This is a genomic window from Henriciella sp. (assembly GCF_029937755.1).
GTDB lineage: Bacteria > Pseudomonadota > Alphaproteobacteria > Caulobacterales > Hyphomonadaceae > Henriciella.
In genome coordinates, this window is record NZ_JAPYPG010000004.1 from 353,236 (window position 1) to 367,674 (window position 14,439).

General features: G+C 62.4%; 19 protein-coding genes and 1 riboswitch. Of the genes, 4 read left to right on the forward strand and 15 right to left on the reverse strand.

Features of this window, described 5'->3' with window-relative positions; genetic code table 11:
• Positions 1-49 precede the first annotated feature (49 nt).
• The 5 genes from thiC to Q1K29_RS11535 all read right to left on the reverse strand — a co-directional run bounded on the left by thiC (position 50) and on the right by Q1K29_RS11535 (position 5,248).
• The gene (gene thiC, locus Q1K29_RS11515) at positions 50-1,990 is read right to left on the reverse strand and encodes a phosphomethylpyrimidine synthase ThiC (RefSeq protein WP_300394891.1); all 1,941 of its coding nucleotides are present in this window, start codon (positions 1,988-1,990) and stop codon (positions 50-52) included.
• A 35-nt stretch (positions 1,991-2,025) separates the two neighbouring features.
• Positions 2,026-2,138, reverse strand: a riboswitch (TPP riboswitch).
• A 42-nt stretch (positions 2,139-2,180) separates the two neighbouring features.
• On the reverse strand, positions 2,181-2,903 hold the full coding sequence (locus tag Q1K29_RS11520; RefSeq protein ID WP_300394893.1) for a hypothetical protein: 723 nt from the start codon (positions 2,901-2,903) through the stop codon (positions 2,181-2,183).
• A 67-nt stretch (positions 2,904-2,970) separates the two neighbouring features.
• Positions 2,971-3,489 (reverse strand): pyridoxamine 5'-phosphate oxidase family protein, encoded by a 519-nt coding sequence (locus Q1K29_RS11525; protein ID WP_300394895.1) that lies wholly within the window; start codon positions 3,487-3,489, stop codon positions 2,971-2,973.
• A gap of 98 nt (positions 3,490-3,587) precedes the next feature.
• A complete protein-coding gene (locus Q1K29_RS11530; RefSeq protein WP_300394897.1) occupies positions 3,588-4,286 on the reverse strand; it encodes an amino acid racemase in 699 nt (232 codons plus the stop codon).
• 53 nt (positions 4,287-4,339) lie between these two features.
• Entirely contained in the window at positions 4,340-5,248 is a 909-nt protein-coding gene (locus Q1K29_RS11535; protein ID WP_300394899.1) for a hypothetical protein, read from the reverse strand.
• A gap of 189 nt (positions 5,249-5,437) precedes the next feature.
• Here Q1K29_RS11535 and Q1K29_RS11540 point away from each other — a divergent pair, with 189 nt between their 5' ends.
• Positions 5,438-6,241: a hypothetical protein gene (locus tag Q1K29_RS11540; protein ID WP_300394901.1), complete on the forward strand. Its 804-nt coding sequence runs from the start codon at positions 5,438-5,440 to the stop codon at positions 6,239-6,241.
• Between the two features lie 8 nt (positions 6,242-6,249).
• Here Q1K29_RS11540 and Q1K29_RS11545 read toward each other — a convergent pair whose 3' ends face one another.
• Complete coding sequence (locus Q1K29_RS11545) at positions 6,250-6,681, reverse strand: DUF1801 domain-containing protein (protein WP_300394903.1); 432 nt, start codon at positions 6,679-6,681, stop codon at positions 6,250-6,252.
• A 62-nt stretch (positions 6,682-6,743) separates the two neighbouring features.
• Here Q1K29_RS11545 and Q1K29_RS11550 point away from each other — a divergent pair, with 62 nt between their 5' ends.
• Positions 6,744-7,505, forward strand: a complete 762-nt coding sequence (locus tag Q1K29_RS11550; protein WP_300394905.1) for an SDR family oxidoreductase — start codon at positions 6,744-6,746, stop codon at positions 7,503-7,505.
• 5 nt (positions 7,506-7,510) lie between these two features.
• On the opposite strand, the gene Q1K29_RS11555 is transcribed toward Q1K29_RS11550, so the two are convergent.
• From Q1K29_RS11555 to Q1K29_RS11565, 3 genes are all read right to left on the reverse strand, one after another.
• The gene (locus tag Q1K29_RS11555; RefSeq protein WP_300394907.1) at positions 7,511-8,266 is read right to left on the reverse strand and encodes a dienelactone hydrolase family protein; all 756 of its coding nucleotides are present in this window, start codon (positions 8,264-8,266) and stop codon (positions 7,511-7,513) included.
• Between the two features lie 77 nt (positions 8,267-8,343).
• A complete protein-coding gene (locus Q1K29_RS11560; RefSeq protein ID WP_300394909.1) occupies positions 8,344-8,892 on the reverse strand; it encodes a pseudouridine synthase in 549 nt (182 codons plus the stop codon).
• Positions 8,893-8,983: 91 nt separating this feature from the next.
• The gene (locus Q1K29_RS11565) at positions 8,984-9,388 is read right to left on the reverse strand and encodes a hypothetical protein (RefSeq protein ID WP_300394911.1); all 405 of its coding nucleotides are present in this window, start codon (positions 9,386-9,388) and stop codon (positions 8,984-8,986) included.
• Between the two features lie 174 nt (positions 9,389-9,562).
• On the opposite strand from Q1K29_RS11565, the gene Q1K29_RS11570 reads away from it, so the two are divergent.
• On the forward strand, positions 9,563-9,955 hold the full coding sequence (locus tag Q1K29_RS11570; RefSeq protein ID WP_300394912.1) for an MAPEG family protein: 393 nt from the start codon (positions 9,563-9,565) through the stop codon (positions 9,953-9,955).
• On the opposite strand, the gene Q1K29_RS11575 is transcribed toward Q1K29_RS11570, so the two are convergent.
• Positions 9,956-10,300, reverse strand: coding sequence for an ArsC/Spx/MgsR family protein (locus Q1K29_RS11575; protein ID WP_300394914.1), 345 nt, complete (start codon positions 10,298-10,300; stop codon positions 9,956-9,958).
• A gap of 164 nt (positions 10,301-10,464) precedes the next feature.
• Between Q1K29_RS11575 and Q1K29_RS11580 the strand changes: the two genes are divergently transcribed.
• Positions 10,465-10,677, forward strand: a complete 213-nt coding sequence (locus Q1K29_RS11580; RefSeq protein ID WP_300394916.1) for a hypothetical protein — start codon at positions 10,465-10,467, stop codon at positions 10,675-10,677.
• Here Q1K29_RS11580 and Q1K29_RS11585 read toward each other — a convergent pair.
• The 5 genes from Q1K29_RS11585 to Q1K29_RS11605 form a co-directional block, all read right to left on the reverse strand.
• Entirely contained in the window at positions 10,674-10,892 is a 219-nt protein-coding gene (locus Q1K29_RS11585; RefSeq protein ID WP_300394918.1) for a helix-turn-helix transcriptional regulator, read from the reverse strand. The two genes, Q1K29_RS11580 and Q1K29_RS11585, sit on opposite strands and share 4 nt — an antisense overlap.
• Positions 10,885-11,319: a hypothetical protein gene (locus Q1K29_RS11590; RefSeq protein WP_300394920.1), complete on the reverse strand. Its 435-nt coding sequence runs from the start codon at positions 11,317-11,319 to the stop codon at positions 10,885-10,887. Before Q1K29_RS11590 ends, Q1K29_RS11585 begins: the two co-directional genes overlap by 8 nt.
• A gap of 84 nt (positions 11,320-11,403) precedes the next feature.
• The gene (locus tag Q1K29_RS11595; RefSeq protein ID WP_300394921.1) at positions 11,404-11,640 is read right to left on the reverse strand and encodes a DUF2164 domain-containing protein; all 237 of its coding nucleotides are present in this window, start codon (positions 11,638-11,640) and stop codon (positions 11,404-11,406) included.
• Positions 11,637-12,407, reverse strand: coding sequence for a phosphodiester glycosidase family protein (locus Q1K29_RS11600; RefSeq protein ID WP_300394923.1), 771 nt, complete (start codon positions 12,405-12,407; stop codon positions 11,637-11,639). Before Q1K29_RS11600 ends, Q1K29_RS11595 begins: the two co-directional genes overlap by 4 nt.
• A 122-nt stretch (positions 12,408-12,529) precedes the next feature.
• The gene (locus Q1K29_RS11605) at positions 12,530-14,404 is read right to left on the reverse strand and encodes an ABC-F family ATP-binding cassette domain-containing protein (RefSeq protein ID WP_300394924.1); all 1,875 of its coding nucleotides are present in this window, start codon (positions 14,402-14,404) and stop codon (positions 12,530-12,532) included.
• Between the last annotated feature and the right edge of the window lie 35 nt (positions 14,405-14,439).

Sequence of the window (14,439 nt, forward strand, 5' to 3'; positions counted from 1 at the left end):
TGATAACTGGCGCTGATTTCACTGGAATCGAGCAGCCTCAGTGAAGCGCCTAATCCCGCTCCACATAAAGCTTGCGCCCCATCGCTTCATATTCCGCGCTCTTGGCTTTCATCCCCTCTTCCGCCTCTTTTGCCTGGCGTTCAAGGTCGGCTTTTTCATTATCCGTCATGCCCGATGCGTATTCCCGCACTTCGGCGGTGATCTTCATCGAGCAGAATTTCGGGCCGCACATGGAGCAGAAGTGGGCGACCTTGTGGGCTTCTTTGGGGAGGGTCTGGTCGTGGTACTGGCGGGCGGTTTCGGGGTCCAGCGAGAGGTTGAACTGGTCTTCCCAGCGGAACTCAAACCGGGCGCGGCTTAGTGCGTCGTCGCGGACCTGCGCGGCGGGGTGGCCCTTGGCGAGGTCTGCGGCGTGGGCGGCGAGCTTGTAGGTGATGACGCCGACCTTCACATCGTCGCGGTCCGGCAGGCCGAGATGCTCCTTCGGCGTGACGTAGCAGAGCATGGCCGTGCCGTACCAGCCGATCATCGCCGCGCCGATGCCGGAGGTGATGTGGTCATAGCCGGGTGCGATGTCGGTCGTCAGCGGCCCGAGCGTGTAGAAAGGCGCCTCGCCGCATTCGCGCAGCTGCTTGTCCATATTGATCTTGATCTTGTGCATCGGGACGTGGCCCGGCCCCTCGATCATCACCTGGCAGCCCTTGGCGTGGGCGATCTTGGTCAGCTCACCCAGCGTTTCCAGCTCTGCGAACTGGGCCGCATCATTGGCGTCCGCAATGGAACCGGGGCGGAGGCCATCGCCGAGGCTGAAGCTGACATCATAGGCGCGCATGATGTCGCAGATGTCCTCGAAATGGGTGTAGAGGAAGCTCTCCGTGTGGTGGGCGAGCATCCATTTCGCCATGATCGAGCCGCCGCGCGAGACGATGCCGGTGACGCGCTTGGCGGTGAGGTGGATATAGGCCAGCCGCACGCCCGCATGGATGGTGAAATAGTCGACGCCCTGCTCGCACTGCTCGATGAGGGTGTCGCGGTAGACCTCCCAGGTGAGGTCCTCGGCGACGCCGTTGACCTTCTCCAGCGCCTGGTAGATCGGCACTGTGCCGATGGGGACGGGGCTGTTGCGGATGATCCATTCGCGGGTGTTGTGGATGTTGCGGCCGGTCGACAGGTCCATGACATTGTCGGCGCCCCAGCGCGTCGCCCAGACCATCTTGTCGACTTCTTCTTCCACGGAGGATGTGACCGCCGAATTGCCGATATTGGCGTTGATCTTGACCAGGAAGTTGCGCCCGATGATCTGCGGCTCAAGCTCCGGATGGTTGATATTCGCCGGGATGATGGCGCGGCCCTTGGCGATTTCGTCGCGCACGAATTCCGGCGTGATGAAGGGCGGGATCTCGGCGCCGAAGCTTTCGCCCTCGGCGATCTTGTCTTCCGCGCCTTCAAGCACTTCCTGGCGGCCGAGATTCTCGCGCTCGGCGACGTAGATCATCTCCTTGGTGATGATGCCGGCGCGGGCGAATTCATACTGGGTGACGGGCTTGCGATTGGCCTCGACATCGGCGGCGGTGCGGTTCGGATTGTCTGCGATGGTGCCGGTCGGGTCGAAATCCATCGCCTTCAGGGGGCGATGATGGGTCGGGAATTGCCGGGCGAGATGCTTGCCGCTGACGCCGCCATTGTCTTCCGGGCGCACGTCGCGGCCCTCATATTCTTCCACCCCGCCACGCTCCAGCACCCACTCGGTGCGGTGACGCTCAAGCCCCTTCTCGACATCGATGGTCACGCTCGGGTCGGAGTACGGCCCGGAGGTGTCATAGACCGGCACCGGCGCTTCGTTTGCGGACGGGTGCAGGTCGATCAGCCGGCGCGGAACACTAAGGGACGGGTCGGCCTTGGGATGGGTGTAGACCTTGCGGGAGGCCGGCAGCGGGCCGGTGGTGACGGTCGGCGTTGCAAACTCGCTTTGCGGGGTGGGCTTGTTCATGAGGGGTCTCCAACAGTTTGAAGACCCGGGGCGTTTAGCGCTTCGGTTTCCGTTCCTACGCCGGCGCGACCCGGATCAGGTTCTAAGGGTGCCCGGGCGGCTTCAGCCCGGTCTCAGCGCTTGGCACGACGCGCCCCTCGGATAACAGCCAACCTAACGGAACTGGCCCCTACTGCATAGAGGTAACTACTTAGGCATTCGCCTCGAACCGCTCTGTGCTGACCTCGAACCAGACCGTGTCGGCATGCGCGAGACACGTGCCGTCAGGGCGGTAGAGCGCGGTACCAGCCACGTGCTTGCGGCCTTTCCCGCCCGTGCGCCAGGAGGCGATGATCAGCGGCTCCCCGACCGCTGGGCGCTCAAGAATGTTGGCGTTCATTTCGCCCAGCAGGGCGCGGTCGACATCCGGCAGGGAGAAGCCGCCCGGACAGTCGAGCGCGCTCCAGAGGATTTCAGGCCGGACCAGCCCGTCTTCGTCCGCAAAGGTTTCATGCGGCGTCCAGACCGTGGCGGCGGTGTCTTTACCATCAAGCTGCCCGCAGAAGATACGCAGGCCCTCGCCCGGTTCGCGGTTACGGCCGCAGACGAAACAGACCGACTGCTCGCCTGCCCCGAAGGCGCGGGGGCGTTCAGAGGCTTCCTTCGCGGCCTCGAAAGACGGGGCCGGGCGCGGGGCAATGGAGGTTTCCTCGGGCCGCGCGGTCATGATCAGCGTCTCGCCATCATGCAGCGTCGTGATGCCATTCTCGCGGCCAAGCGCCAGCGGCGTCTCCAGCGGGATCGGTGCGTTGATGCGGATGGTGTGGGGGCCATCGAGATAGGCGGCGAGCAGGCCGGCCGAATAGCCGCCATTGCCGTTGCCGGGCGGGCCGTTGAAGCTTCTGGGGATGGTGATGGTCTCGCGCGCGCCCATAGCCGGAACTCCTCTCTGGAGGGCTGGCGCTATCTACAATTGGTTATGATTGCAAGTTGACGCAGGCTCAGGCGAGCGGCTCGACCGGGATGAGCCATTTGTGCTGCATGCTTTCAAGGCTTTCGGCGATATCATTATCATAGACCGCAACCGTATCTGCATGCCCGAAGCCCTTGGCATAATCCAGCACCGAGATGACCGTCGGCGTAATACGGAAGAACAGGGCCTGCCCCATTTCCGGCAACTCCATCTTCATGATCTGGGGGAAGCGTTTGAGCATCAGACGGGCGATGTCATTGATCTCCTCGTCGCTCGTCATCGGGTCCGCATAACCGGCGAGTGAGAGCCCCCGAATATGGCTCCAGTCCTTGTAGGGCGGCGACATGGTGATCGAGACGCGGCGGTCGCGGCGCATATTCTTCGCCTTCTGGCTATCAGCGCCGACCCCGATAAAGATCTCCAGCCCATCATGGACAAAAGACACTGTGGTCACCTGCGGAAAACCGTCCTCGCGCAGTGTGGCGATGGCCAAATCCTGACAGTCATTCATGATCTCAAGGGCCTTGGCTTGTAGCGCGTCTTTCATCTGGCAGTCTCCCGGAGCAATTGGCCTGTGCGGGAGGGTGCCCGGGTCAGGAACGGCGCACCTTGATCGCTGTCAAATGCATCGCCCTGCACCAGCGCTCAGGCGCCTGCATTCATCCAGGCGTCCACCGCTTCGGCATGAATGTGCGTGGTCGAGAAGACCGGCATGTCGCAATCCTCCTGGGAGGTGATCATGCAGAGTTCGGTGCAGCCGAGAATGACCCCATCGGCGCCCTGATCGCCATAGCGCGCGATCATGTCAGACATGGCCTCGCGCGACGCCGGCGTCACCACGCCTTCCACCAGCTCATCAAAGATGATGCGGCCGACCATGTCGCGGTCGTCCTTGCCGGGTATGATCGGCGAACCGGGGAAACGCTGGGCGAGCGCCGGGGCGAAGAAATCGCCGCTCATCACCCACGGCGTACCGAGCAGGAGGGGCCGGGCGACGCCCTTTGCCATCATCGCGTCGCTGAGGCTGTCGAGCATGTGGATCACCGGCAGGCCGGTCGCTTCGGCGACGGCTTCTGCGGCGACATGGGTGGTGCCGGAGGTGATGGCGATCGCCTCTGCCCCGGCCGCCTTCAGCGCATTGGCGCCCTTCACGACCTCGGCCTTGAAGGCGTCCCAGTTTTCGTCGTGGTAGTGGCCGATCATCACGCCATAATCGAGCATGAAGAACGCGCACCGCGCCGAATGCTGGCCGCCATGGCGCTCACGGGCATGGCCGTTGAGAAGCTCGTAATAGATTTTCGTGGCTTCGGGGCTTACCCCGCCAATCAGACCGACAAGAGACATGGCTGCGGTGTCTAGGCATTACACTGAAGCTTGTGAAGGCGGACTGCCCAGCTTCAATCAGCGTCCGGACAGGCCACGACACTGGGACGCTTCATGGTTCCTTCCCAGGCCTTGAGCTTGCTGAGGTTCGCCGCTTCGGCCTCATCGGGGTCTGGACGGCTCCCGGCGCGGTATTTCTCGATGAGAGCGAGGCCCTTATCGGCGAGGCAGCTGGCGTCGCGATTCCGGTCAAGGTCGTCGAGCTTTTCCGCCATGTCCATCAGGGCCTGCATCTCCTGCAGGGCGAGCGGGCGGGCCTGCTTGCCGCACGCAAGACGCAGCGCCTCCAGACGGGCGAGTGGGGCCCCGTGATTGTAGCCATCGGCGTTCGTTTCCAGCGCCGAGACAATGCCTTCCGCCTCGCGCAGCGCGCGAAGCTGGTCACGACTTGAATACGGACAGGTCTCGATGCTCTTGCGAAGGCGCGAGCCAACCGTGTAATCTCGCGATCCGCCAACGAGCACCAGCATCAGATTGGTCTTGAGCATCTCGTCCACATCCGCACGCATGCCCTCGGTCGAGTAGGTTATAGGCTCGTACTGACCGACTTTCACGGTCACGTCTTCCTGCGCCGGAGCGTTGTCCTGGGCGATCACCGCCTCATAGGCCTCGACCAGCACACGGGGCGCCTGGTCAGACTGGGCCTTGCCGAGCCGCATGCCGATATCGGCCAGCATGCTTGCGGCAAGGCCGAGGGCGAAGCCATTGTCCGGGCACTGCGCCACAGCCGCTGTGGCGATCCCGTAGGGCTTGCCGAGATCGTCATACTGGCCTGAAGAGAGGCCAATCATGGTCGTGAGCAAAGCCTTCTCGGCACCCTCAGGGCAAGGTTTGGATTCCCCCGTCCCGGAACTATCCTGAGCGGCCACCGGATATGCGGCGATGGCCATGACCAGCACGGCCATGAAGATCTTGTGCAACATGAAAATCCCCTCGTTTGCGTCTCCCTCGAATACAGGCCTAGCGCAGGGAAGCCGGGGATTGCAAACTCCGGGACGGACCGGGAGGGGCAGCCGCCCGGATGGTTAAAGGAAAAGCGTCTTCCATTAACCTTCTGTCGACCTCCATGCGCCAGCCTGCCCTCTGGCGACCCGCGGAACTGGAGAACAAGCATGGCCATCGCAACCGCAGAAAGCACCGGCTCGAAAAGCCGGGCCCGGAGCAAATGGCGCCGCTTCAAGGTCGACCTCTGGCTGACCGACATGAACTTCACCGAGCTGGGCATCATGAAGCACACCCAGCATGAGGCCGCGTCCGACCAGTTCTCGCGTGACATGGAGATCATCGGCCAGATCAAGGATGATGGCGACCGCACCGGCATTCTCGCCTACCGGAAGGAAGCGTGGAAAGACGCAGAGGGCCTGCAGCGCCGGCTGATCATCAAGCAGTTCACCGACTCGATGAACTGGAAAGCCTCCATGGAATTCATGATGGGCCGGTCGGTGCAGCTGTCCATGGGTGCACGCGGCTTTCCCGTCTGTGCGTACACGGTCAACCTGGCGCGCCATGACCAGCTTATCCAGCTTGAGCGCTCCGCGCTGAAGTGGCCGTTCATGCCGGAGCATTTTTCCTTCTTCATCGAGACCAAGGACGGCCCGCGTTTCTATCGCCTCAGGCGCAATATCTTCGCGATCGGTGCGGACTATTCGCTTTACGACGACCGTGGACGGAAGATCGGCAATCTCGATCACCGGATCATCAATCTCGGCGGCTCATGGAAGGTGAAGATCCGCGAGGATGAGACCTATGGCACGCTGGAGACCGTCATCCAGCTGTTCTGCACCATGCTGCGCTACAATCATGACATGCGCGATCATGTGAAACGCACGGTCAAGGCAGTGCGCCGCGGCAAGGCCGGGCAGAGCCTCGATCATCACGAGACCAATCTTTACCACAATCCCCGCAAGTATCGCTGAGGGCTTGGCTAGCGGCGCTTGTAGGTCAGCGCCATGGCGATGCAGTGGGCGAGTTCGGCGTCCGGCAGGGGTGCGTTTACATCCAGCAGCAGCGCGCGCGTGCCCTCGAACCGGAACATCTCACCATAGCGCTCGCGCCAGCCATCCACGAGGCTCGTCTGGCAATGGACGAGCAGCTTGATGGTGTCCGGCTCAGCCGGCTTCCAGCCGAGACGCACCGGTGTCCCGGACGCGGCGGCATAGGAGGGCTCACCCCATTTCAGCGTCTCGGTGAGCGGTCCCACGCCGGGGGTCGCCTCGGCGGTCTGAAGGATCAGCGCGCGCAGGGCATACCATTTATGCCGCACCCGTTCCGGAACAGCATCGAACGCCTTGCGTACCTTTTGCGGAGGCTGCTCGGACGCGGCCGGCTTGTCTGGTCTGGTTCCCGTCAGCGGCATTGCCCTCACCTTTCATGGCCCGCTCGCCGCGAAGCCTAGCAGACAAATGGAGATTTTCAGACATGGCAGACCCGAAAACCGTCATCATCACCGGCGCCGGCTCCGGCATTGGCGCGGCGACCGCGAAGCGCTTTTCGGCCGATGGCTGGAATGTCGTCCTCAACGGGCGCACGCGAGATAAGCTTGAAGACGTGGCGAAAGACCTGGCCGGCGACCGCACGCTGGTCATCGACGGGGATGTCTCGAATGCCAATGATGTCAGCCATCTTGTCGCCGAGACGGTCTCCCGGTTTGGCGGGCTCGACTGCCTGGTCAACAATGCCGGCATTGCGAAGATGGGCGCGCCGGGCGACCTGTCGCAGGATGATTTCCAGCAGCTTCTCTCGATCAATGTGACCGGCATTTACAACACCACGACCGAGGCCCTGCCGCACCTGAAAGACGCAAAAGGCTCAATCGTGAACACCTCGTCTGTGTCCGGCCTCGGCGGGGACTGGAAGATGTTCGGCTACAACACGTCGAAGGGCGCTGTCTCCAACATGACGCGCGCCATGGCGCTCGACCTCGGCAAGTATGGCGTGCGGGTGAATGCTGTCGCGCCGAGTGTGACGCGCACGCAGATGTCGGAAGGCATCCGCGAGGACGACGAGAAGATGTCGATGGTGAAGAACCGCATCCCGATGAAGCGCGCCGCCGAACCGGAAGAGATTGCCAGCGTGATCGCCTTCCTCGCCGGGCCAGATGCCGGCTTCGTCAATGGCGCCATCCTGCCGGTCGATGGCGGGCTGACCGCGTCGAACGGCCAGCCGAACTTCGACGGCTAGTCTGATTAGTCCGTATCGCCCTCGAGATAGCGCTCGGTGAAGTCGAGGAAGGCGTCCCAGCTCTTTTCGTCGGCGAGTTCCTGATAGCGATCCGAGCCGAAAACCGTCCAGGCGTGCGGCGCGCCGGAATAGATCTGGACTTCATAAGTCGCCCCGGCTTCTTCCAGCATGTCAGCCGTCTCGGCCGCCAGCGTGTTCGGAATGCCGCTATCGGCCCCGCCATGCATGATCAGCACAGGCGCGCCGACGGCTTTGTAATCGGCCCCGTCCGGCGCATCGAGGCTGCCATGAAAGGTGGCGAAGCCAGCGATATTCTCATCCTCGCCGGAGCGGGCGAGTTCCAGCGTTGCGCCGCCGCCGAAGCAGTAGCCCATGACGATAGTCTGCGTTTCGCCGGAGACCTCTCGCGCCTTTTCCAGCCCGGCGAGGATTCGGGCGCGCATCATGTCCCGGTCATTATAGAGCTTGCCGACCTGTTCCTTGCGGGCCTCGGTAGTGTCCGGGCGGTTGTCCTTGCCATAGAGGTCGACCGCGAAGGCGTCATAGCCCTCATCGGCGAGCATTTCGGCACGTGTCTTTTCATAATCGTCGAGCCCGCCCCAGTCATGGATGATGAGGACAAGGCCTTTCGACTCGCGGGTGGCTTCAGCGAGATAGCCTTCATAGGCTTCGCCATCGACGTCATAGGTGACAGCCTCCCCGGCATGCGCCGAGAGGGCGAGGGCAGCGGTTGCGGTGAGCGATGTGATGAGGAAGCGCATGGGCGGGGTCCTTGTCCTGGTGGCGTGGGTTCGGGCTTTCCAAAGGTTAACCTAGCGCACGGCCCTGGCGTTCCAAATCAGGTTTCGATCTCCCGCCATTCGCCTGGCGCCAGCCCGTCCAGCGTCCAGTCGCCAATACCGGCCCGGATAAGTCTCAGGGTGGGATGGCCTATCGCCGCCGTCATGCGGCGGACCTGGCGGTTCTTGCCTTCTCGCAGGCCGATCTCGAGCCAGCAATCGGGCACGGATTTGCGGTAGCGGATGGGTGGATCGCGCTCCCAGAGGCCCGGCGGGCTCTCGATACGCTGAATCTTCGCAGGCCGTGTATGGCCATCCTTGAGATCAAGGCCTTTTCGAAACCCCTCCAGCGCCGCCTCTTCGGGAATGCCTTCGACCTGTGCCCAGTAGGTCTTTCCCATCTTGTGCTTCGGGTCGGCGATGCGCGCCTGCAGCCGGCCATCATCGGTGAGCAACAGCAGGCCCTCGCTGTCCTTGTCGAGGCGTCCGGCCGGATAGACCCCCGGCACATCGATAAAGGCAGACAGCGTCGGGCGGGCCGACCCTTCGGTGCCCTTGTCGGTGAATTGCGAAAGGACGCCGAACGGCTTGTTGAAGGCGATGAGCATGGCGGCCTTGTGCGCAACGGAAGACTTTCACGCAACAGAAAACCCGCCATGAGGCGGGCTCCCTGCACTCTACTGATCTCGAAAGGGGAGCTTACGAATTGTCGTAAGTTTCGAGATATTCGCTGAGTTCGATGTCGCCATCGGAGTCGGCGTCATAATCGGCAAACTGCTTGGTGTTATCACCATTGACGTTCTGCCAGTTGGCCCACTCGGCCTTTGTAATCAGGCCATCATTCTCTTCGTCGATGGCGAGGAAAACCTGGCTGGCTTTCAGCGCATTGACCTCGGACTCCATGGACGTCTTGGTCCAGTCCTGTTCGTCCATCTTCGCCGAAGCGTCATGTTTCATCGTGTCGCCGTCGTGCATCTCGGTAGCCGTCTCGTTCATTTTTTCGGCTTTCTCGGTGTCGCCGGACTTTTTCTCATGGTTGTCGGCGAGGGCCGGGGTGACGGCAAATGCGGTGGTTGCTGCGAGGGCTGTCATGATCCGTTTCATGGCATCTCCTTTCATGTGATTGCGTATACCCAACCAACGGGAAAGGGGCCTGCGGTGTTCCGAAAAGGACTCGGTTCGGTGCCCCGGAAACATGATGAGGCGGCCCGATAAGCGATTGCACCTCAGGGAAAACCGTTTCACTCTCGGCTGCAAACATGACGGGGAGGGAAACCCATGACAGCCATAGAAGCCGCCGGCCTTTACGCCGCACTGTGTCTCATCCTGATGCTGGCGCTGAAAATCAATGTCGGGCGTGTGCGTCAGGCTGAACGGGTGATGTTCGGCGACGGCGAGAAGGAACCGCTGCAACGGGCCCAGCGCGTGCAGGGCAATGCGGTGGAGGACGTACCGGTCACGCTTGTTGCCCTGGTCAGCCTTGCCCTGATCGGCGGGCCGGTCTGGCTGGTTCACAGCCTTGGCGCGACGCTCTTCCTCGGCCGCGTCTTGCACGCCATCGGGCTTGGCGGATCGAGCGGCGGCAGCTTCGGACGCATGTGGGGCACGCTGCTCAGCGCCATCGCCATGCTGGCAACAGCGCTGGCCTGTCTGTGGTTCGTGATCGTCTGATCAGAAGACGGCCTGCACGTCCTTCGTCCAGCCGACATAGACATCCGCGCCGGTTTCGATGACGGGACGCTTGATCAGCGTCGGGTTCTCGATCAGCAGCGCTTCGGCCTCGCCCTGCTCGACCTGCGACTTGTCATGCGTCGACAGGCTGCGCCAGGTGGTCGAACGCTTGTTGACGAGGGCGTCCGGACCGACAGCCTTCAGCCAGGCCGGGACCTTTTTCGCGAGATCGGTGTCGGCGCGGATATCGACGAGGGTGACCTGATGACCATCCTTGTCGAGCGCGTTCATGGCTTTCTTGCACGTGTCGCAATTCTTCAGTCCATAGAGGGTAAGACTCGCCATGCTGCCGCTCCTGTCGTATCCGTTGGGTGTTTCTGGCGGCGATATTGGGGGCTTCGCCGTGTTTGCCAAGATGCCAGCCGGAACGTGGACGCCGCTCGCGGGTTAACCAAGAGCAACGAAACCGGATGCGGAGGGTATCCGGCCAGACCAAGGGATGAATTTTCATGGGCAAATTTCTGTACGGACTTGTCGTCCTGTTCGCCGCTGTCTTCCTGGTGCTTCTCCTCTTCTTCCGCATCACGGACGGATCCTTCGCGGAAGCGGGTGCACGCATGGACCGGTTGCTTGGCGCAGCCGCTGAGGAAACTGGCGAAGCCACCAAGGAAATGGCGCGCGAAGCCGACGAGGCTGCCCGCGACCTGACCGACGGCGACTAGGCTTCGTCGCGTAGCGCAAACAGGTCCTCCACCCGGCAATCGAGCGCCCGCGCCAGTTTGAGCGCGAGGACGGTTGTCGGGACGAAGACCCCATTTTCGATCGTATTGATCGTCTTGCGGCTGACCGAGACACGCTTGGCCAGCTGCGCCTGTGTGAGGCCTGCCTGCTGGCGGTAGTCCTTCAGATGGCTGATCAGGTCCGGGTGGTCAGCCACCACGGCCCTCCAGCCATGCGAAGGTGAACATGGGGGTCACGATGCCCGTCACGAGAATGAAGGTTATCGCATCCTTCGCATTCAGCTCGGCGAACCATGTGGCAATAAACAGGGCTACGGTGACAAGGATCTGCACCGCATAGGCTATTGAGAAAGCGCTCTTGCGATTGGCCGCAACCAGTTCGTCCTCGAGTATGGCTTGAGACGCCGGATCGAGCTTTGCCCTCGTAAACGTCCAAACGAAAATGAGCATGCCGAGCAGCCATACAATGCCGGCAAGCGCACCAAGCAGGCTCACCCATGCATGGCCGTTTGCCGCATAGGCTTCAACAATTTCCATGTCGGTTACGACCCAGACGATAAACATTGCTCCCAACAGGATAAGCAGCCAGCGACGCCGGCCTGAAAGCCGTTCTGTATCTGTCATGAAATATCCTCTCGTGTAACCTTCACGTTACCACTTAGATGCAGCACCAAGTAACGTCAAGGTTACACGCCAGATTCCTGATGCTCAGTCCTCGTCGACATAGACCTCGCCATTGAGATCATCGAGCTTCGCCTGGAAATGAGCCCGGACGTCTTCGACCGCCTGGTTGTAGACGGTCGGGCCCAGTGTCTTGAGCATCCTGTCGAGAATTTCGCCGGCGCGAAAATCGCTCAGCGTCTCGTCGAATTCGGTGGAGAAGAGCGTCTGGAGATGGGCGACAAGGGCTTCGCGGCGTTCGTCGCTCAGGTCGATTGTCTTCATTCAACCACCCCCACAATCGGTCCCATGTCGAGCCCGGGCTCGTTACGTCCGATTGCGGGAGCATAGAGACGCGAGACCTGCCCGTCGAGGAACAGGGCGTCCGGTGCATCGAGCTTGTCGCGGAAAAGGGTCGCGAAGTCGTGGAAAGTGACCGGCACGTCGGAGATGGCGAACCAGACCGTCCGGCCATCGCGGCTGACCCCGACACCATTGCGGCGCTTGCGCGATGTGCCGTCGGCATTGATCGAGGGGTGGGTCTCGCCATCGATGACCAGCATCGGGCCGGACTGGGTGGCATAGTCGGGGTCGACCTCGTTTTCGAGATAGGCCTCCGACACGCTGACGCCGGCCCTCTCCTCATCGACCCAGAACACACCGTTCGGCTTCATATGGAAGTTTCCAGGGCCCTCATTGGTGTTGACCGTCGCGGTATCGCCATTGGCTGCGCGCAGATAGCCGACCGGGCGGCGGTCGTCATGGTACATGCCGCCATTCATCGCGAAGATCAGCTCGCCGCCCTCCTCCGCCATCGCGCCTGCCAGCGCATCGAATTGCAGGTATGGCGCGCCATCATCATCGGCATAAAACAGGCGGATATCGTCGCGGCGCGCATCGAAGCTGCACACGACATAAGGGTTCGACTTGAAGGTCAGCTCACGGCAGTGATCGCCCTCGGCGGTGCCGACATTCATGTTGCAGGCAGAAGCAGCGGCGATGAGCAGGCCGGCAATCCCGGTTCCCAGCCATCCTGATTTGCGAGTGAGCAAAATCTGCCGCCTTTCCAGTGGGCCTGGCCGCCCGTCCTTTGGTTAATCTACGTGCGTCCTTTTATCGATGAAAGGGTTCGCGTTGCCAATCAACTGCCTGAAAACTGTGGCGTTCCGAAGGCTCAGGCAGAGGCCTCAGCTTCGTAATCCTCGGTCGCCTCCAGCCAGGCCTGCTCGGCAATACCCAGCTCCGCGGCAAGCTTGTCCCGCTTTGTCCCGAGCGACTGAGCTTCGCCCGGATCGCGATCGTAAAGCGATGGGTCGGCCAGCTTCTCATCCAGGCTGGCGAGCTTCTTCTGCAACGCCTCCATCTCCCGTTCGGCCGACGAGATACGCTTGCGGATGTCGGCGGTGGCGCGACGGATTTCGGTGTCGGAGCGTTTCGGCGCAGCCGGTGGCGGAGGCGCCAGAGGGGCGCCGGTTTCGCGCGACTTGTCTGCCGCCAGCACCAGTGCGCGATAGTCCGACAGGTCACCCTCATAGGGCGCTGCCCGGCCCTGATGGACCAGCCAAAGCCGCTCGGCCGTCGCCTCGGCGAGGTAGACATCGTGCGTGATGAGGAGGACCGCACCCTGATAGGCGTTGAGCGCATGGATCAGCGCTTCGCGGCTATCGATGTCGAGGTGGCTGGTCGGCTCATCGAGGATGAGGATGTGCGGTTTCTTCAGCGCGGTCAGGCCGAGCAGCAGGCGCACCTTCTCTCCCCCCGACAGCTTCTCGACCTTGGTCTCCGCCTTGTCGCGATTGAAACCGATATTGGCGACGATGGAGCGCAACTGCCCCTCGGTCGCGTTCGGCCGCATCTTGCGGACATGGTCGATGGCATTCTGGCCGGCCGACAGCTCATCGAGCTGGTCCTGGCTGAAATAACCGATCTCGACCTTCGGCGCGGCGACACGGTTGCCCTCGAGCAGGTTCAGCCGCCCGGCGATCGCTTTCACCAGCGTCGACTTGCCCTGCCCGTTCGCGCCGACAATCGCGATGCGGTCATCATTATCGACACGGAGGTTCACACCCCGGAGCACAGGCTCGCCGGGGGCGTAGCCGAGATCGGCATTATCCAGCACGAAGAGCGGCGAGGCGAGCTCCTCCGGGTCCGGGAAGTCGAAGGGATGGGTGCGTTCTTCCAGCGGGATCACGACATCCTGCATCCGCTCCAGCATCTTGATGCGTGACTGGGCCTGGGTCGCCTTGGAGGCCTTGGCGCGGAAACGGTCGACAAAGCTCTGAAGGTGAGCGCGCTGCTTGTCCTGCTTGGCTTTCTGGGCCTGCGCCAGCGCAAGCTGTTCAGACCGCTTTCTCTGCCAGCTGTCATAATCGCCCGGATGCACGGTCAGGTTCAGGTGCTCCAGCGCGAGAATGTGCGTGACCGCATTGTTAAGCAGTTCGCGGTCGTGGCTAACCAGAAGGACGGTGTGCGGATAGCGCTTGATATAGCTCTCCAGCCAGGCCGCGCCTTCGAGGTCGAGATAGTTGGTCGGCTCGTCCAGCAGCAGCAGGTCCGGCTCGGCGAACAGCACGCCGGCCAGCGCCGCGCGCATCCGCCAGCCGCCGGAGAACTCCCTGCAGGCCCGGCCAAGGTCGGCCTGTGAGAAGCCAAGCCCCGTCAGGATGGACGCCGCGCGCGCTTCGCCCGACCAGGCATCGGTCGTCATCAGCCGCTCATGGATATCGGCAAGCTCATCCGGGTCGGTGACCGTCTCGGCAGCATGCATGAGGCCGGCGCGCTCGGTGTCCGCGGAGAGGGTCTCATCCAGCAGCGTGCGGTCGCTTGCCTCGACCTCCTGCGCGACCCAGCCGAGCTTGGCGGCCTTGCCGATGCGGATGGCGCCGTCCGGGTCTTCATCTGCCTCCCGGATGAGGCGCAGCAGCGTCGACTTGCCGGTGCCATTGCGGCCGATCAGGCCGACCTTCCAGCCAGCCGCCAGCGTCGCCGAGGCGCCATCCAGAAGCATCCGGCCCTGAATCCGGTAGGTGAGGTTGTCAATCGTGAGCATGATGGCGCCTGCTAAGGCCTCAGCGCGCTGGCATC

Coding starts and splice junctions, on each gene's coding strand:
- Q1K29_RS11565 (WP_300394911.1), bottom strand. CDS start 9,388: ATGAAACGGATCATGACAGCCCTCGCAGCAACCACCGCATTTGCCGTC.
- Q1K29_RS11525 (WP_300394895.1), bottom strand. CDS start 3,489: ATGAAAGACGCGCTACAAGCCAAGGCCCTTGAGATCATGAATGACTGT.
- Q1K29_RS11590 (WP_300394920.1), bottom strand. CDS start 11,319: ATGACAGATACAGAACGGCTTTCAGGCCGGCGTCGCTGGCTGCTTATC.
- Q1K29_RS11545 (WP_300394903.1), bottom strand. CDS start 6,681: ATGCCGCTGACGGGAACCAGACCAGACAAGCCGGCCGCGTCCGAGCAG.
- Q1K29_RS11520 (WP_300394893.1), bottom strand. CDS start 2,903: ATGGGCGCGCGCGAGACCATCACCATCCCCAGAAGCTTCAACGGCCCG.
- Q1K29_RS11595 (WP_300394921.1), bottom strand. CDS start 11,640: ATGAAGACAATCGACCTGAGCGACGAACGCCGCGAAGCCCTTGTCGCC.
- Q1K29_RS11560 (WP_300394909.1), bottom strand. CDS start 8,892: ATGCTCATCGCCTTCAACAAGCCGTTCGGCGTCCTTTCGCAATTCACC.
- thiC (WP_300394891.1), bottom strand. CDS start 1,990: ATGAACAAGCCCACCCCGCAAAGCGAGTTTGCAACGCCGACCGTCACC.
- Q1K29_RS11580 (WP_300394916.1), top strand. CDS start 10,465: ATGGGCAAATTTCTGTACGGACTTGTCGTCCTGTTCGCCGCTGTCTTC.
- Q1K29_RS11605 (WP_300394924.1), bottom strand. CDS start 14,404: ATGCTCACGATTGACAACCTCACCTACCGGATTCAGGGCCGGATGCTT.
- Q1K29_RS11575 (WP_300394914.1), bottom strand. CDS start 10,300: ATGGCGAGTCTTACCCTCTATGGACTGAAGAATTGCGACACGTGCAAG.
- Q1K29_RS11570 (WP_300394912.1), top strand. CDS start 9,563: ATGACAGCCATAGAAGCCGCCGGCCTTTACGCCGCACTGTGTCTCATC.
- Q1K29_RS11540 (WP_300394901.1), top strand. CDS start 5,438: ATGGCCATCGCAACCGCAGAAAGCACCGGCTCGAAAAGCCGGGCCCGG.
- Q1K29_RS11535 (WP_300394899.1), bottom strand. CDS start 5,248: ATGTTGCACAAGATCTTCATGGCCGTGCTGGTCATGGCCATCGCCGCA.
- Q1K29_RS11555 (WP_300394907.1), bottom strand. CDS start 8,266: ATGCGCTTCCTCATCACATCGCTCACCGCAACCGCTGCCCTCGCCCTC.
- Q1K29_RS11530 (WP_300394897.1), bottom strand. CDS start 4,286: ATGTCTCTTGTCGGTCTGATTGGCGGGGTAAGCCCCGAAGCCACGAAA.
- Q1K29_RS11550 (WP_300394905.1), top strand. CDS start 6,744: ATGGCAGACCCGAAAACCGTCATCATCACCGGCGCCGGCTCCGGCATT.